Annotated in this window: 18 protein-coding genes; 8 read left to right on the top strand and 10 right to left on the bottom strand. The window is 47.3% G+C overall.

Features of this window, described 5'->3' with window-relative positions; genetic code table 11:
- Positions 1-25 precede the first annotated feature (25 nt).
- The 3 genes from phaR to phaC all read left to right on the top strand — a co-directional run bounded on the left by phaR (position 26) and on the right by phaC (position 2,503).
- The gene (gene phaR, locus MBEAL2_RS17670; RefSeq protein ID WP_052947796.1) at positions 26-514 is read left to right on the top strand and encodes a polyhydroxyalkanoic acid synthase subunit PhaR; all 489 of its coding nucleotides are present in this window, start codon (positions 26-28) and stop codon (positions 512-514) included.
- Between the two features lie 81 nt (positions 515-595).
- Positions 596-1,339 (top strand): 3-oxoacyl-ACP reductase, encoded by a 744-nt coding sequence (locus MBEAL2_RS17665; protein ID WP_047153602.1) that lies wholly within the window; start codon positions 596-598, stop codon positions 1,337-1,339.
- 111 nt (positions 1,340-1,450) lie between these two features.
- Entirely contained in the window at positions 1,451-2,503 is a 1,053-nt protein-coding gene (gene phaC / locus MBEAL2_RS17660) for a class III poly(R)-hydroxyalkanoic acid synthase subunit PhaC (protein ID WP_439644886.1), read from the top strand.
- A 166-nt stretch (positions 2,504-2,669) separates the two neighbouring features.
- Here the strand turns inward: phaC and thiI are convergent, their stop codons facing one another.
- Together thiI and MBEAL2_RS17650 are read right to left on the bottom strand one after the other, a co-directional pair.
- The gene (gene thiI / locus MBEAL2_RS17655; protein WP_047153600.1) at positions 2,670-3,872 is read right to left on the bottom strand and encodes a tRNA uracil 4-sulfurtransferase ThiI; all 1,203 of its coding nucleotides are present in this window, start codon (positions 3,870-3,872) and stop codon (positions 2,670-2,672) included.
- Between the two features lie 4 nt (positions 3,873-3,876).
- Entirely contained in the window at positions 3,877-5,031 is a 1,155-nt protein-coding gene (locus MBEAL2_RS17650; protein WP_047153599.1) for a cysteine desulfurase family protein, read from the bottom strand.
- Between the two features lie 353 nt (positions 5,032-5,384).
- Here MBEAL2_RS17650 and MBEAL2_RS31845 point away from each other — a divergent pair, with 353 nt between their 5' ends.
- A complete protein-coding gene (locus MBEAL2_RS31845; RefSeq protein ID WP_161798229.1) occupies positions 5,385-5,537 on the top strand; it encodes a hypothetical protein in 153 nt (50 codons plus the stop codon).
- Between the two features lie 70 nt (positions 5,538-5,607).
- Here MBEAL2_RS31845 and MBEAL2_RS17645 read toward each other — a convergent pair whose 3' ends face one another.
- From MBEAL2_RS17645 to MBEAL2_RS17635, 3 genes are all read right to left on the bottom strand, one after another.
- Positions 5,608-6,717: a site-2 protease family protein gene (locus MBEAL2_RS17645; RefSeq protein ID WP_047153598.1), complete on the bottom strand. Its 1,110-nt coding sequence runs from the start codon at positions 6,715-6,717 to the stop codon at positions 5,608-5,610.
- A gap of 66 nt (positions 6,718-6,783) precedes the next feature.
- Positions 6,784-7,098, bottom strand: coding sequence for an AzlD domain-containing protein (locus MBEAL2_RS17640; RefSeq protein ID WP_047153597.1), 315 nt, complete (start codon positions 7,096-7,098; stop codon positions 6,784-6,786).
- Positions 7,095-7,847: an AzlC family ABC transporter permease gene (locus tag MBEAL2_RS17635; protein ID WP_047153596.1), complete on the bottom strand. Its 753-nt coding sequence runs from the start codon at positions 7,845-7,847 to the stop codon at positions 7,095-7,097. The genes MBEAL2_RS17640 and MBEAL2_RS17635 overlap by 4 nt, the downstream gene beginning before the upstream one ends.
- A gap of 81 nt (positions 7,848-7,928) precedes the next feature.
- On the opposite strand from MBEAL2_RS17635, the gene MBEAL2_RS17630 reads away from it, so the two are divergent.
- A complete protein-coding gene (locus MBEAL2_RS17630; RefSeq protein ID WP_047153595.1) occupies positions 7,929-8,492 on the top strand; it encodes a helix-turn-helix domain-containing protein in 564 nt (187 codons plus the stop codon).
- A 38-nt stretch (positions 8,493-8,530) separates the two neighbouring features.
- Here MBEAL2_RS17630 and MBEAL2_RS17625 read toward each other — a convergent pair whose 3' ends face one another.
- The 4 genes from MBEAL2_RS17625 to fabG all read right to left on the bottom strand — a co-directional run bounded on the left by MBEAL2_RS17625 (position 8,531) and on the right by fabG (position 11,359).
- Entirely contained in the window at positions 8,531-8,869 is a 339-nt protein-coding gene (locus MBEAL2_RS17625; RefSeq protein ID WP_047153594.1) for a hypothetical protein, read from the bottom strand.
- A 126-nt stretch (positions 8,870-8,995) separates the two neighbouring features.
- On the bottom strand, positions 8,996-9,217 hold the full coding sequence (locus MBEAL2_RS17620; protein WP_047153593.1) for a DUF1540 domain-containing protein: 222 nt from the start codon (positions 9,215-9,217) through the stop codon (positions 8,996-8,998).
- Positions 9,218-9,342: 125 nt separating this feature from the next.
- On the bottom strand, positions 9,343-10,554 hold the full coding sequence (locus MBEAL2_RS17615; protein WP_047153592.1) for a M20 metallopeptidase family protein: 1,212 nt from the start codon (positions 10,552-10,554) through the stop codon (positions 9,343-9,345).
- A gap of 64 nt (positions 10,555-10,618) precedes the next feature.
- Positions 10,619-11,359, bottom strand: coding sequence for a 3-oxoacyl-ACP reductase FabG (fabG, locus tag MBEAL2_RS17610; RefSeq protein ID WP_047153591.1), 741 nt, complete (start codon positions 11,357-11,359; stop codon positions 10,619-10,621).
- Between the two features lie 162 nt (positions 11,360-11,521).
- On the opposite strand from fabG, the gene MBEAL2_RS17605 reads away from it, so the two are divergent.
- The 3 genes from MBEAL2_RS17605 to MBEAL2_RS17595 all read left to right on the top strand — a co-directional run bounded on the left by MBEAL2_RS17605 (position 11,522) and on the right by MBEAL2_RS17595 (position 13,336).
- Positions 11,522-12,310, top strand: a complete 789-nt coding sequence (locus MBEAL2_RS17605) for an SDR family NAD(P)-dependent oxidoreductase (RefSeq protein WP_052947795.1) — start codon at positions 11,522-11,524, stop codon at positions 12,308-12,310.
- A 44-nt stretch (positions 12,311-12,354) separates the two neighbouring features.
- Positions 12,355-12,552 (top strand): DUF378 domain-containing protein, encoded by a 198-nt coding sequence (locus tag MBEAL2_RS17600; protein ID WP_047153589.1) that lies wholly within the window; start codon positions 12,355-12,357, stop codon positions 12,550-12,552.
- A gap of 157 nt (positions 12,553-12,709) precedes the next feature.
- Positions 12,710-13,336 carry a LysE family transporter gene (locus tag MBEAL2_RS17595; RefSeq protein WP_047153588.1) on the top strand — a complete coding sequence of 209 codons (627 nt, stop codon included), beginning with the start codon at positions 12,710-12,712 and terminating at the stop codon, positions 13,334-13,336.
- Here the strand turns inward: MBEAL2_RS17595 and MBEAL2_RS17590 are convergent.
- Positions 13,322-14,683 carry an amino acid permease gene (locus MBEAL2_RS17590; protein ID WP_047153587.1) on the bottom strand — a complete coding sequence of 454 codons (1,362 nt, stop codon included), beginning with the start codon at positions 14,681-14,683 and terminating at the stop codon, positions 13,322-13,324. The two genes, MBEAL2_RS17595 and MBEAL2_RS17590, sit on opposite strands and share 15 nt — an antisense overlap.
- Between the last annotated feature and the right edge of the window lie 117 nt (positions 14,684-14,800).

The following is a 14,800-nucleotide window of genomic DNA, read 5'->3' as shown; positions in this document are numbered from 1 at the left end:
GAAATTCTTGGAAGGAGAGGGAATAGTGAGCCAGCAAACACCATTTGATCCATTTTCCTTATGGAAAGACCTGTACGACAAGAGTGAATCACAGTGGAGTAAAGTAGTTGATGAAACAATGCACAAGGAGGATTTCTCAGAGTGGATGGGGCAGTTCCTTAACATGTATTTGCAGTATGAGAACATGATTAAGCAGTCCACCGAAAAATACCTTCATCAGGCAAACATGCCTTCTCGTGCCGATATTTCCAATCTGGCCTCCCTTATGGTCAACCTGGAAGCTAAGGTAGATGATCTTGAAGAAATTGTTGAAGAAAGTCTTTCCCAGCAGATGAAGACGCTTGAAGCAAGCCGTGAAGTCAACCGCTTGAAAACAGACATTCGAAATCTTGACAAGAAACTTGAACAAATTTTAACACTAGTAAAAGATCAGGCGGAAGCGAAGCAATCATCCGAGAGAGAAGTGGCCGCTTCCAATGAAAAGCAAGCACGGGCGAAAGAAAGCAAATCATAGATGAAAGTTTTAATTCATCCAGATAGTACCGGGTTTTATTGTTTCTCTTAAATCTAATGTCAACTAAGGGGTGTTGGAATTATGGTAAAGCTAGATAATAGAGTGGCAATTGTAACAGGAGGTTCAAGGGGAATAGGCGCCGCTATTGCGAAAACACTGGCCGCACATGGAATTAAGGTGGTCATTAATTATAATAGTAACAGTGACGCAGCGAATCAGGTCGTAAGTGAAATCGAAGAAGCCGGCGGAACAGCCTTTGCTTCCCAGGCTGATGTGTCCGATGCCGCACAGGCCCGCGTCCTTGTAGAAGAAACGATAAACCGGTACGGCCAGCTTGATATTCTGGTCAACAATGCTGGAATTACACGGGATCGCACGTTCCGGAAAATCAGCGAAGAAGACTGGAACCAGGTGATTCAGGTGAACTTAAACAGCGTATATAATACAACGTCGGCAGCATTAGCCCATATCCAGCAATCAGATGCCGGACGAATTATTAGTATTTCCTCTATCATCGGCCAGGCGGGTGGATTCGGCCAGGCAAACTATGCGGCGGCGAAAGCTGGAATGATCGGCTTTACAAAATCATTAGCGCTTGAGCTTGCTAAATCAGGCACAACCGTAAACGCGATCTGCCCAGGATTTATCGATACGGAAATGGTTCAGGCGATCCCTGATGAAATCCGCCAGCAAATCGTAGCCAAAATCCCAGCACGGCGGTTTGGCGCTCCGGAAGAAATTGCACGCGGCGTTCTCTTCCTTTGCCAGGACGGTGAATACATAACAGGACAGCAGTTAAATATTAACGGCGGTTTGTATATGTAATCAAAATTATTACATTTATTGAGATTATTTGGTATATTATAGAGAGAGTTCATTATGAAAGTTGGAGGGAAGATAATGTCAGCTCCAGTTATAAAGGATTGGGAAGACGTAATGGAGTCTATGCCCCAGGAGGTAAAGCGCACTTATCGCCGCTTTAAGCGGGCTACTGAAATTCTAACGACAGAAGCCGAGCCACAGGTGGGCCTTACGCCAAAGGAAACGATCTGGACAAAAAACAAAACGAAGCTGTACCGTTATGCACCGGATCAGCCGAAAACACAACGCATCCCGCTTCTAATGATATATGCGCTTATTAATAAACCTTACATCCTTGACTTATCCCCCGGTAACAGTCTGATTGAATATCTTGTAAATCGAGGGTTCGATGTATACCTGCTTGATTGGGGCACACCGGCGCTTGAAGACCGCAACATGAAACTTGACGATTATATTATGGATTATATCCCTCGTGCTATACGCAAGGTTTTGAAGAAATCCGGCGCAGATGAAATCTCTCTTCTCGGTTATTGCATGGGCGGAACGATGACATCGATTTTCGCTGCTCTCCACCCGCAGCTTCCGATTCGTAATATTATCTTTATGACCAGCCCGTTTGATTTTTCCGATGCCGGATTGTTTACGAATTGGCTGGACGAGAAATATTTCAATCTTGACAAGATGGTTGATACGCTCGGTGTTATTCCACCTGAGATGATTGATTTCGGCAACAAAATGCTCAAGCCAATCGTTAACTTCTACGGACCTTACGTTAGCCTCGTCGACAGGGCGGAAAACGAAAACTTTGTTAACGGCTGGCAGTTGATGCAGAAGTGGGTTAATGATGGAATTCCTTTTCCTGGCGAAGCATTCCGCCAGTGGATCCGTGAATTCTATCAGCACAACAAGTTGTTAAAAGGTGAGCTCGTTGTACGGGGACGTAATGTTGATCTAAGCAAGATCAAAGCAAATGTACTCAATATCGCTGCCGAGCGGGATCATATCGCGATTCCTCATCAAGTAGAAGCGTTAATGCCTGCTATCTCCAGCGAAGATAAGACATTTGCTCTCATGCCGACCGGCCATGTATCCGTTTGTTTCGGACGCCAGGCCATCAGCAAGACATATCCAACTGTCGGTGATTGGTTGGCCCAGCGTTCTCAATAAGCTTTTTATTGGAAAATAAGACCCTTTCGTTATTGCAAAAGAGCCGCATAAGCGGCTCTCTTTTTTATGCATCTGAACGGATAACCGGGCAGGAGCGTCATTACACGACTAACGGAAAACATGAGAGTCGGAACATCAAAAATCAATTCCTTCGTGCAGTTCAATGTTAAAAAAACTCGTGGTTTTCTTCAGGTGCGGATGGGTCAATCCACAAACTTTCAACACCGTTAACGGCGTCTTCAACTAATTGTTCAATATCAAGTTCCCGTTCATATTTCTCGGCAAGCTCAGGCTTCGGCTTCGTTACCGGCGATTTTGGCACAAAAACGGTACAACAGTCCTCGAACGGGAGAATCGACGTTTCGTACGTCTCAATCCGCCGTGAGATTATGATCGTCTCTTCCTTATCGATCGCAACAAGCGGCCTAATTACCGGTATATTCACAACATCGTTAATCGTACGCATGCTCTCCATCGTCTGCGAGGCTACCTGGCCAAGGCTTTCTCCTGTTGCAATAGCAAGAGCGCCGTGTTTTTGGGCTAGCCGCTCCGTAATTCTCATCATAAACCGGCGCATAATCGTGATTGTATAATGCTCCGGGCATTTCTCTCTAATTTTTGTTTGGATTTCTGTAAAAGGTACGATATGAAGCTTCATGCCCCCGCTATATTCGGTAAGAATGCGCGCAAGGTCGATTACTTTCTGTTTTGCCCGTTCTGAAGTGAACGGGTAGCTGTGAAAGTGGACTCCTTCAATTCGAACACCACGCTTCATCGTCATCCAGCCCGCGACCGGGCTGTCGATTCCCCCGGAGAGCATAAGCATCGCTTTTCCGCTGCTTCCTGTCGGAAGCCCGCCCATGCCCGGAATGGTCCGGCAGGAAACAAAAATCCCTTCGACTCGTATCTCAACGCGAAGCTCTACGTCCGGTTCGTGTACGTCTACGGACAGGTTTTCTATATTTCTCAGAATATGGCCCCCCAGCATGCGGTTCATCTCCTGGGACCGGTGGGGGAACTGCTTATTTGGCCGCTTTACGATAACTTTGAAGGTTCGCGGAATCGGCTGGACATCCCGCAGTACTTCCAGCGCCGCAGCTTCAATATCCTCCAGCTCAAAGGAATGGAGGAACCGGGTCGGGCTGAATGAATGAATCCCAAAAACCTTCTTTAATTTTTGCTCGATTTGTTCGTAGGGTTCACCGTTTAATGCGAGATAAAGCCTGCCGTATGTTCTTATGACCTGGACTTTCGGGTAACCCTTAATGCTTTTTTTTATATTCCGGATGAGCTGTGTTTCAAACTCGCCCCGGTTTCGTTTCTTTAGTGCAAGCTCTCCATAACGGATTAGAATATGTTCATATTGCATGTAGTTACACCCTCATTATCTTTGCTAGATTTGGCACCGTTTCGCTTATAATCTGCGCGAAACGATCAACTTCTGCTTCGGTGTTAGCCGCCGAGAAGCTAACGCGAAGGGCGGCAACCGCCTTCTCTGTATCGAGGCCTGCCGCAAGGAGCACCCTGGAAGGCTTCCCGCTTTTCGACGAACAGGCGGAACGGGTCGATATATAAATCCCTTCTTTTTCAAGCGTATGCAGCACAACCTCTGCCTTAATCCCCGGGAAGGAAAAGTTAACAATATGCGGAGCAGCAAACTCATCCTCTTTTCCAGGACCATTAAAATGGCAATAGGGAAGGTCAGCGAGTTTCTTAATAAGACGCTTTCTGAGTTTTGCCATCTGGGTGCTGTTCTCGGAGAGCTGTTGTTGCTGCATACGCATCGCTTTTGCCATGGCAACAATGCCCGGGAGGTTTTCCGTCCCGGACCTGAGGCCGCTTTCCTGTCCACCCCCGACAATGAGCGGAGCAATCGAAACACCCCGGCGTATATACAATAACCCGCACCCTCTTATTCCGTGGAATTTATGGGCGGATAGGGAAAGCAAATCCACATGCCATACAGCAGGCGTTACCGGAAGCTTACCGTATCCCTGCACGGCATCTACATGAAAGAAAACCTTCGGGTGGCGGGAAAGAATTTCTCCGATTTCCGCAATAGGCTGCACAGTTCCCAGCTCACTGTTGACAAACATAATCGAAACAAGAATTGTATCATCACGCAGCGCACTTTGGACATCTGCAGGGTTTACTCTCCCCCGCTCGTCTGTTGGCAGGTAGGTAACCTCATAGCCCATCTCTTCCAGTTGTTTGCACGTTTCATAAACCGAGGCATGCTCAATGCTGCTTGTAATAATATGCTTGCCCCTGCCGCGGTGCTGCCAGGCGATTCCTTTCAAAGCCGTGTTATTGCTTTCGGTTCCTCCGGACGTAAAAATAATTTCACCCGGTGCTGCCCCCAGGCAATCAGCTGCCACCTTCCTTGACTGCTCCAGCAGGCCGGCAGCCTTCGAGCCGAGGTCATGGAGAGAGGAGGGGTTGCCGAAATACTTCACCGACACATCACTGAATGCTTTCACTACATCGGGGTATGGAACTGTCGTTGCGCTATTATCAAAATAAATCATTTTTTTCCCTTCTTACCTTCTTTTAATTTCCATGTCTATTATAGTATTACCCGTACAATCCTTAAAAAGTTCAAATTCTATCATACCACATTTGTTTTTGTTTGGTGAATCTTCTCAGCCCATCCTGACGTCTAAATATACGTTCGTAACATAAAATTAAATTTTCTAAAATTTCTTTTACTTTGAAAACGCTTACATTAATAAACCCTATTTACAAAGGTTTTCTGGGCTGTTATTATAGTTTTCAATAAATTATAAATAAATGATATATTTTATCCGGAACTAATTATAGTGTCGGATATGAATTGAGCTATCATTTATCAGAATATTATAATAACAAGGAGAGATTAAACATGACAGTTTTAGTTAAAGTAGAAAAACTACAAAAAATGGAGGCGGAAATTGCCCGTCTGCAGCGTGAATTGAAGGCTATGCAATCAGGAACGCGCGACGGGTTTGAACGCTTAGATACCGATGTATTTTTAACAGAAGTATACAACGGATAATGCACACACAATTACAAAACAAGAAAAAGGGATAGCGATTACAAAGGCTGTGAAGCGCTATCCCTTTTCTCTATCCGGCGAGCGGAGGGGTCGGTATGCTTATGCTTGTATAATACATTAACAGGCCAAGTACAGCGGCTAATCCGAAGTAAACGAAACCATAGGCCCAGCGGGTGCGCCGTGGAACTTCGTAATAAGGCTCTTCTTTAATCATTCCTTGATATTCCACGTACGGCTCGTATCCGAGCAAGAGCGTCATTTGCACGACGTCACCAGACACTGCGGATTGCTGAAGAGCGACCTGCTGTACCAGTCCCCGGTTGAAAGGGATTTGCGCAAGCGTCTCAAAGCCGGGATAGCCGATTACAAGCTTTTCTTCTTTCTCGCGTACGTCACCGACTTGTACAAATGGCAGAGGCCTCTGGTGTTCGGCTGCCGGAATAAACATACCATTCTCCTCAAAACGCTGAACCGGAACACTCAGCATAAACCTCTCCCGCTGGAAGGGAGCCTCCACCTTTTTTCTTCCCTTCTTCCTTACATACTTGTTGTAAAGTTCCCAGGCGAACAGTGCCCAGAAAATGAGAAAGATGAGCGCCTTTAAATAAAGAATCACGATAAGCCCGCCGATTAAACCGACGACCCATAGCCAGCGCGAGATGGCCGTAACAATCCTTCCCCCATCCAGCGGATGAATCGGAAGCAGGTTAATTAAATTAAGAAAAAAGCCAATCATGGCCACCGCATAAAACACAGGATGATCCGTTGCGAGCCCGATAAGAAGAGCGGCCAGTGCTCCAAGCGTGCCTATCAGCGGGCCGCCGAGTGCGATATACGCCTCAACCTCGGCATTTTGCGGCTGTTTTTTCATGGATATCAAAGCGCCCAGAAATGGAATAAACGCCGGAGCCGAGACAGGTAATTTTTTTCTTTTGGCAGCCCATACATGCCCCATTTCATGTATAAAAAGCATAATGACAAGTCCAAGTGCAAAACTCCATGGATAAATGAGCATATAAGCCCCAACGGATAGAACCATCGTCCAGATGGTCGCACCAAACTTACCGAATTTGAGCAAAGGAAGCAGGAACTTTAATTTACTTCCAAATAGGGCGAGAACTCCGAGGATCCCCCCGGCTGTTTTCCAATTCCTGCCGCCTTTATTTCTTCTTCCAGCCAATGTATTTATGCCCCCTTTGCTGTCCCGTACTTTTGTATATTATACGTAATGGGAAAGCTTCCGGTTTCATTGTATGAACATTTCCCACAAAAACACAGCAGCAATCCCGCCAAGAACAACCAGCATGACGTTTAACCGGAAAAAAGCGAGCGCTGCACAGACAATCGTCCCCACAATTCCGGAGTCTATGTTATTATCCCCTGTGGAGAACAATATACCGGGGAAAATCAGAGCACCTAGTGCAGCGAACGGGATAAAACGAAAAAAACGGTACAGAAACGGCGGCAGTTGAACGTTCTGCAGCAATACCATGGGGACCATACGGGGAATATAGGTAACCGCCCCCATAGCGGCGACAAGTAAAATCAATTGTAGGTTCATGATTCATTTCCCTCCTCCGAAAACAATACCGCACCTGCGCCAGCAGCAAGAATCGTTGAAATAATAATCCTCCAGCCTGTCGACAATCCGGCAAAAACGGGAACCCAATACAGCAGTGAATGGATGGCGACAGATAGAATACATACGATGAGCACAGGACGCGACGTTCGCAGTGATGGAACAAGCAAGCCGATGAACATGGCGTACAGCGCAATTCCCATACTCTCTTGAACGGAAGCCGGCAAACCCGCTGCAAGGAACACTCCGACCCACGTTCCTGCATTCCATGCGGCAAACGAGGTTATATTTAAACCGAACACGAATTCTTTCGGCAACCTGCTCTCTTTCCTAAGCGCTGCGACGGTAAATGTTTCATCTGTAACCCCGAAGGCAAGCAAAGCCATCCATTTCTTTGACGTCCCTTGGTCAACTCTCTGCGCGATGGAAGCTGTCATAAGAAAATGGCGCAAATTCAAGATAAACGTAGTCAAAATGATTTCTCCATATGTAGCCCCCACCGCAAGCAAATTCGCTCCGACAAACTGGCTTGCACCCGCAAAAATAAAAAATGACATCATGACGCTTATATAATTAGGCACGCCTGAAGATTTGGCGAGCAGGCCAAACGCAATCGCAATCGGTATATAGCCAACAGCAATTGGAACCGCGGACTTGCACCCCTGTCCAAAGCCAAGCGAATTCGGGGAAGCATCCCTTTCTCTGTCTGTCAATGCGGCTTGTGTTCTCATGGATTTTCCTCCTCCGTTTTTGTATACTATAATATATTATATGTGCGTTATAGTAAACAACTAACGAGGTGAGTTCCTGCTATGGAACAGGTCCATATTAAAATCGGCAAAAATCTGCACCGCATCCGAAAGGGCCGGGGGCTTAGCCTGGACAAATTAGCGGAGATTACAGGTGTAAGCAAAGCAATGTTAGGGCAAATCGAACGTGGGGAGTCCAACCCTACGGTTACCACTCTTTGGAAAATTGCGAACGGGATGCGGATTTCCTTTTCTTCCTTAGTTGAACAGGAAGCCCCCTCCATTTCCGTTGTCAGGTTGGACGAAATCCCTCCGGTAGTTGAAGAAGGGGGTGCGTATAAGGTGTACACATTATTTCCATTTGACCAGGAGAAACGTTTTGAAGTGTACACCATTGACCTGGATCCTGGCTGCATCCATTATTCCGAAGCACACAGCCCCGGCGTCCAGGAATATGTCATCGTTTCCCACGGCACGTTGAACCTGATGCTCGGAGGAGAAACCTATACAGTAGAGGAAGGAAATGCCATTCGCTTTCCTTCTGATGCCCCGCACGAATATAGGAACGAGTCTAAGGCCCAGGCTCGTATTCAAGTGGTTATTTATTATCCCGCATTAAAGACCTGAAAAAAGGCCAGGTCCGCCAGACCTGGCCTGCATATACCCTAATAAAAAGGACGCAAAAAGAGGGTTAGAAGGACAGCTGCGGCCGATAAGCCCATGGCCCACCCGCCTGTACCTGTCGCTCCCCGTGTGGCGGCTACAAGGCCGATGATAAACCCGGAAATCCCCATCAGAAGCGGCATCATGAAAAACGCGAGGATGGCGAGGATGAGACCGAGCATCCCCAGTCCTGCACCTTCCCTCCGTTCCCTTTGCTGCTGCCTCTGCTGCTGCTTTGCCTGCCGGGTACGACCCATAGAGACAGAAGTGCCAGGTGCGATTTCGCTTGCCGTTTCTTCACGAAAGTAGATGACATTGTTGCGGCGTTCTTCTTCTTTCATCGTCGCGCATCCCTCGTTCCCTTATAATTTTCAATCAGGGTAGTTATAGTATCCGTAAAACGAGGGCAAATAACGATGTAAAATAAGGAAGGGAAATCAACCGTGCTGATTTCCCTTCCGCTTTTTTTATCGTTTACTTCTAGGCATAAACGTATGGCAGCAAGTTTGGCTTGAATTCGACGCATTGTCTTTATGATCGGTATCGACTTCGTATCCAATTTCCCCAATTTCCTCTTTAAAATTGGCGTTCGCATGCTGGTCAATATCTACCATAATCGCTTCAGCAGCACAATTATTTCCCTGCGCCCAGTACGTACAATTGGCAACACTGCACTTAACTTCTGGCATAATAATCCCCCCTGGAAATAGTGGGATGCACACTACACCGCTAGCGGCATGCTTCTCCCCATCCTATAGGGTGCTCATATGCTCCATCAGCATCCGTTACTAATCCTGCCATTCTCCCGTCCGAATTATGAATGGGACAGATAGTTAAGTGCAATTCCCGCCAGCAGCTTACTCCCTGGAGCAAGCATCCGTTCATCAATCGTAAAGCGCGGATGGTGGTGGCTATACCGGGCAGCCTCCCCCTTCATGCCGAGAAAGAAATAAGCCCCGGCAACTTTCTGTAAATAATAAGAAAAGTCCTCTCCCGCCATGCTTGGCTCCGCCGTTACCACTTTATCGGTACCGAGAACTTCAGCGGCAACCTGTTCCACGACCTTGTTCATTTGGAAGTCGTTCACTACCGAAGGGTCTCCCTTTACATACGTAAAGGAGGAAGAGGCCCCGAAAGAAGAACATGTCCCGTTGGCGAGTCTTTCCAGTAAATCGGGTATTGCTTCCCTGACCTCAGGATGGAAATAGCGAACAGTTCCCTCAATAAGAGCTGTATCAGGAATAATATTATACGTATCACCGGCATGAATTTGCCCGACGCTGACGACAGCGGGGTATAACGGGTTCAGTGAGCGGCTGACTACGGTTTGCAGCTGCGTCACCAGATGCGCGGCAACAACAATCGGATCAATGGTTAAGTGGGGCATCGAACCGTGCCCGCCTGTCCCGGATATCTTTATCGTAAATGAATCAGCCCCTGCCATAATCGGCCCGGGACATGCCCCAACTATTTCGGCATCCAGGCTTTGCCACAGGTGAAGCCCAAAGATCGCATCCACATCCTGAAGGACACCTGCTTCTACAAGTTCCCGCGCCCCTCCGGGCACGACTTCTTCCGCATGCTGAAAAATTAATTTAATGCGGCCGGCAAAATCATTCGGCATCCCGCATAACGCTTTGGCCGCACCAAGCAGAATGGCCGTATGTCCATCATGCCCGCACGCATGCATTACCCCATCAAGTTTAGAGGCAAACGGAAGGCCTGTCTCCTCCTGTATCGGAAGCGCATCGATATCCGCACGCAGGGCAACTGTTTTTCCGGGCCGGCTGCCTTCAATATAAGCGACTGCGTCCTTTCCCGTGCAGGAAAGAACTTCAAGCCCCATCTCATCCAGCTGCTGTCCGATATATTGAACGGTTTTAGATTCATGGTGGGAAAGCTCCGGATATTGATGAAGATGCCGGCGAACGGCAATGGACCAGGCGGCATTCTCATCGACAAGCCGGTTTATCTGTTTCTGCTTACTGGCATAGCACTGCGGATTACCTACCGCTTCTCCACTCATTAGAAAACCTCCATCCCTTTTTTATTTATAGTAGAGGATGGAGGTGCAAATGAAAAGCACAAATTTATAATGTTAATCCCCCATCCACCGAAAGAACAGATCCATTAATATAGGAAGAGAACGGTGACGCGAGGAACACATAGGCCCGCGCGATGTCTTCCGGTTCCCCTAAACGCTGGACCGGCACCTTAAGCCGCATCATTTCCAAAATTTTACCCGGCACCGCTTCTGTCATTGGTGTTTTAATGAAGCCCGGCGCTACCGCGTTTACCGTAATTCCTTTGCCGCCAAGTTCTTTTGCCCACGTCTTCGTCAGCCCGATTACCCCTGCTTTCGTCGCAGCGTAATTCGTCTGCCCGATATTGCCGTATAGCCCCACAACAGAAGACGTATTAATAATCCTGCCGTACCCGTTCTCCAGCATTAGGGGAACGGCTGCTTTGGTACACAAGTACACGCCTGTGAGATTAATGGCAATAACCTGCTCCCAGCTTTCTTTCGATGTTTTATGCAGCATTCCATCACGGGTAATCCCTGCATTGTTAACCAGAATGTCCAACCTGCCGGTGATTTGTTTAACCTGGTCGATTAACGCCCGTACGGAATCCTCATCCGCTACGTTCGCGTGAATAAAATGTACCGTTCCATCCCTCCCGGCGATTTCCGCTGCCGCCCTCTCACCTTCAGCAGGGTTAATATCAGCAATAATGACCACTGCGCCCCGCTGACAAAATAGTTTCGCCGCTTCTCTCCCAAGACCACTGGCTCCGCCCGTAATTAGCGTGACTTGACCTTTAAATTCCACCAGGCTTTTCCCCCTTTACGGTACTTTCTTATAGTCTATTCGCCTACCTCAAAGAAAGTGACACATATTGTATAAAGTACCCTACTGACATTTGTCACCCAATGGGTGTAAGGAGGAATGAGCGGTAAAGTGTCAAACTTTAATGGTGTGGAGGTTGAATGTATGAAAACAATAAATGGAAAAATTATCGCAATTACCGGAGCCTCAAGCGGAATTGGCCACGCCTGCGCAAAGCTTGCCGTCCGTATGGGCGCCACTCCGATTTTGCTTGCCCGCTCAACCGGGGCACTGCAGGAACTTAAAGATGAACTTACTGCAAACGCACCAGCCACCCGTCATTATGAGCTGGATGTTACGAATGAGGAACAGGTAAATACCGTTGTAAACGATATTATTGCCCGGTATGGCCAGATTGACATTTGGGTTAACAATGCCGGATACGGGATTTTCTCTCCCTTTACTGAATCCACGCTGGAAGATGTTCAGGGGATGATGGATGTTAACTACATGGGCACGGTTCGCTGCATGAAAGCAGTGCTGCCCCACATGCTTAAAAGAAAGAGCGGTCACATCATTAATGTAGCTTCCGTCGCCGGAAAGATGGCTACAGCGAAGTCAAGCGCCTATTCGGCAAGCAAGTTCGCTGTTATCGGCCTGACAGCGAGTGTGCGCCAGGAATTAAAAGGAACAGGAATTACTATCTCCGCTGTAAACCCGGGGCCTGTCCGTACCCCTTTCTTTGACCGGGCCGATAAAGCGGGGACCTACCGCCGCAATATCGAAAGCTTTATGGTTACACCCGAAGCCGTAGCGCAAGCAATCCTGAAAACCGTAGAAACAGGAAAAGCTGAAACAACGATTCCCCGCTATATGAATGCGGGAATTGTTCTCTCCCATCTCCTCCCTGGAATGTTTGATCGTTTCATCTCTTCCCGTCTTAATAAAAAGTAAATCGGGCATACTAACGGTATATTGGCGGAAAGGAGTTGATACAGGTGGATCGAATAGCTCTTATCCTGGTTATTATCGGCGCTCTTAACTGGCTGCTTGTTGGCCTTTTCCGGTGGGATCTCGTTGCTGCCTTATTTAACGGTGAATCGTCTTTCCTGAGCCGGACTGTTTATACACTGGTTGGCCTCGCCGGACTCTACTGTATTAGTTTCTTGTTTCGTGAACGCAGTAAAGTTTCATAGCTTGCTGATGGGCGGCCCCAGGTCGTCCATTCTTATTGCCTGAGTGCTTGCTGATTTGACATACACAACATCTTATTCCCGGGCGTTCTACAATGCACCCTTCCTAAATATAATGTGTACAAGTAGGTACTCTTACAATGAGGGTGTGTTCTTGTAGATGCAGATATTTATCAGCTATGTACTGCTTGGGCTTTCTTTAGCCGCCCCTATTGGTCCCATTAACGCCGCACAATTGCACAAAGGCATTAAGTACGGTTTTCTGCACGCATGGTTAGTCGGATTGGGCGCGATGGTCGCAGACGCTCTATTCATGCTGCTCATCTACTTTGGAGCGGTGCACTTTCTCAATACCCCCCTGATGAAAACGTTTCTCTGGGTGTTCGGCTGTTTTGTTCTCATCTACACCGGTGTGGAAAGCATAAAAAGCGCTGGCGCTCTTGTGGCTAAGCCGGAAAGAAAGGCAGAATTAGCTATGAAATCCTTTTCTTCCGGTTTTTTTATGACACTCTCTAATCCCGTGAGCATTCTTTTCTGGTTGGGGGTTTATGGATCCATCCTTGCTAAAACAGCCGAAACCTATGGAACATTGGACCTTCTCTTCTACAGTTCGGGAATTTTTGTTGGACTGCTGCTCTGGGATATCGGCATGGCCGCAACAGCAAGCATGTTCCATAAGTACATAAGGGCACGTGCGCTCATTTTTATTTCTCGCATGGCCGGTATTGCTCTTATCGGCTTTGGTCTTTATTTCGGGTTGCAAGTTATTAGGCTATTGTTTTTTTAAGGGCCGCCATAACCCTTGATCCTGATCCGTCTCCGCTTTCTTCCATTTCCTCTTCATGATAAGTGTGACAACTCCAATAATAACAAGGAACAGCAGGCTGACGTAGAAACCAAGCCTGCTTGTTTTGTCAAAAAGAGTTCCCGACGCAGCGAGAAGAACGAGAATCATCGCAGTGATTGTTTTGAGGTGCCCCCATGCGGAAAGCTTCAGGAGTTTTCGTGAGGCGGACACCATAAACAACCACGCATAGAGAAGCATTAACCCCCCGGCTGTTGTGATGTACTCGTATACCTCTTTAGGGAGCAGTAAGGCAATCACGATGGAGACGATCATCCCGCAGATCGTTAAACCGAGAGAGCCATACGGGATTTTACGCTTGCTTATCTTTGTAAAAATCTTCGGTGCGTCACCGTCTTTGGCAATCATATACATCATCTGTGTAACCGAATATAAGGAAGCAACCAGGCTTGAGAACCCTGCGATAATAAGTACTCCATTAAAAATATGGACGATGACAGTGAAATTAAGGTCCCTTAAAGCGATAACAAACGGGCTTTCTTCTGAAGTAAAATCTTCAAGAGGAGCCAGAAGCAAAGCCAATCCAATGGAAAGAATAAAAAGAGCCGTTATGACTGAAAGTACAACCTTTCCGATTTTTGGCGCTTCTTTCGGATCGTGCAGTTTAGCAGCCATAAGCCCCATCACTTCAATGCCTGCAAAAGCAAAGAACACGTAGATAAGGCCTGACCATAAGCCAGTGATTCCATGCGAAAGGAAATGATTCATCTGCGTAGGCTTATGCATGTGGGCGTTATGTTCCCCGAGTACACCCGTGAACACCAAAAAAGCTAAAATAATGAACATGACAATGGCTGCGATCTTCACGACAGCCAGGATGTTTTCCGCTTTCTCGAATCCCTTCGTTCCAAGCAATACAACGCCAATCCCCAGAGCAGCATACGCAGCAGTGAATACCCAGAGCGGGGTATGTGGAAGCCAAAACCTCGTAAAAAGACCGAGCGCGGTCAGCTGACTGCCTAAAATGAGCATTTCGGCTGTCCAATATATCCACCCATGGCTAAATCCCGCCCAATGGCCAAAAGCTTTCTTTGAGTATGTACAAAAGGAGCCCTTTTGAGTATCCTGTGCAATCATGTTAGCCAAAGCGTCAAATACAAAATAAGTACCAATCGCCGCAAGCAAAAAAACAAGCAGAACCGAAAAGCCACTTCTTTCAATGGCGATGCCAGAGCCCAGAAAGAAGCCTGTCCCCGTTATGCATCCGAACCCTAACAGAGCAAGCTGCCACCAGCTCAGGCTCCCTTTGTGTGCAGATTCCTTACTCATGGGGTAATCTCCTCCTCCATTCCTCTAGCTTATCCTTAGAAAACCTGCGGTGAATTATGTATCCGCAAAGAATAAATGCCGTTCCAAATAGAGATTCTACCTAGGAGAAAAAGCGAA

This window comes from Aneurinibacillus tyrosinisolvens (assembly GCF_001015055.1).
Lineage (GTDB): Bacteria > Bacillota > Bacilli > Aneurinibacillales > Aneurinibacillaceae > Aneurinibacillus_A > Aneurinibacillus_A tyrosinisolvens.
This window is presented reverse-complemented; position numbering and strand designations above follow the sequence as displayed.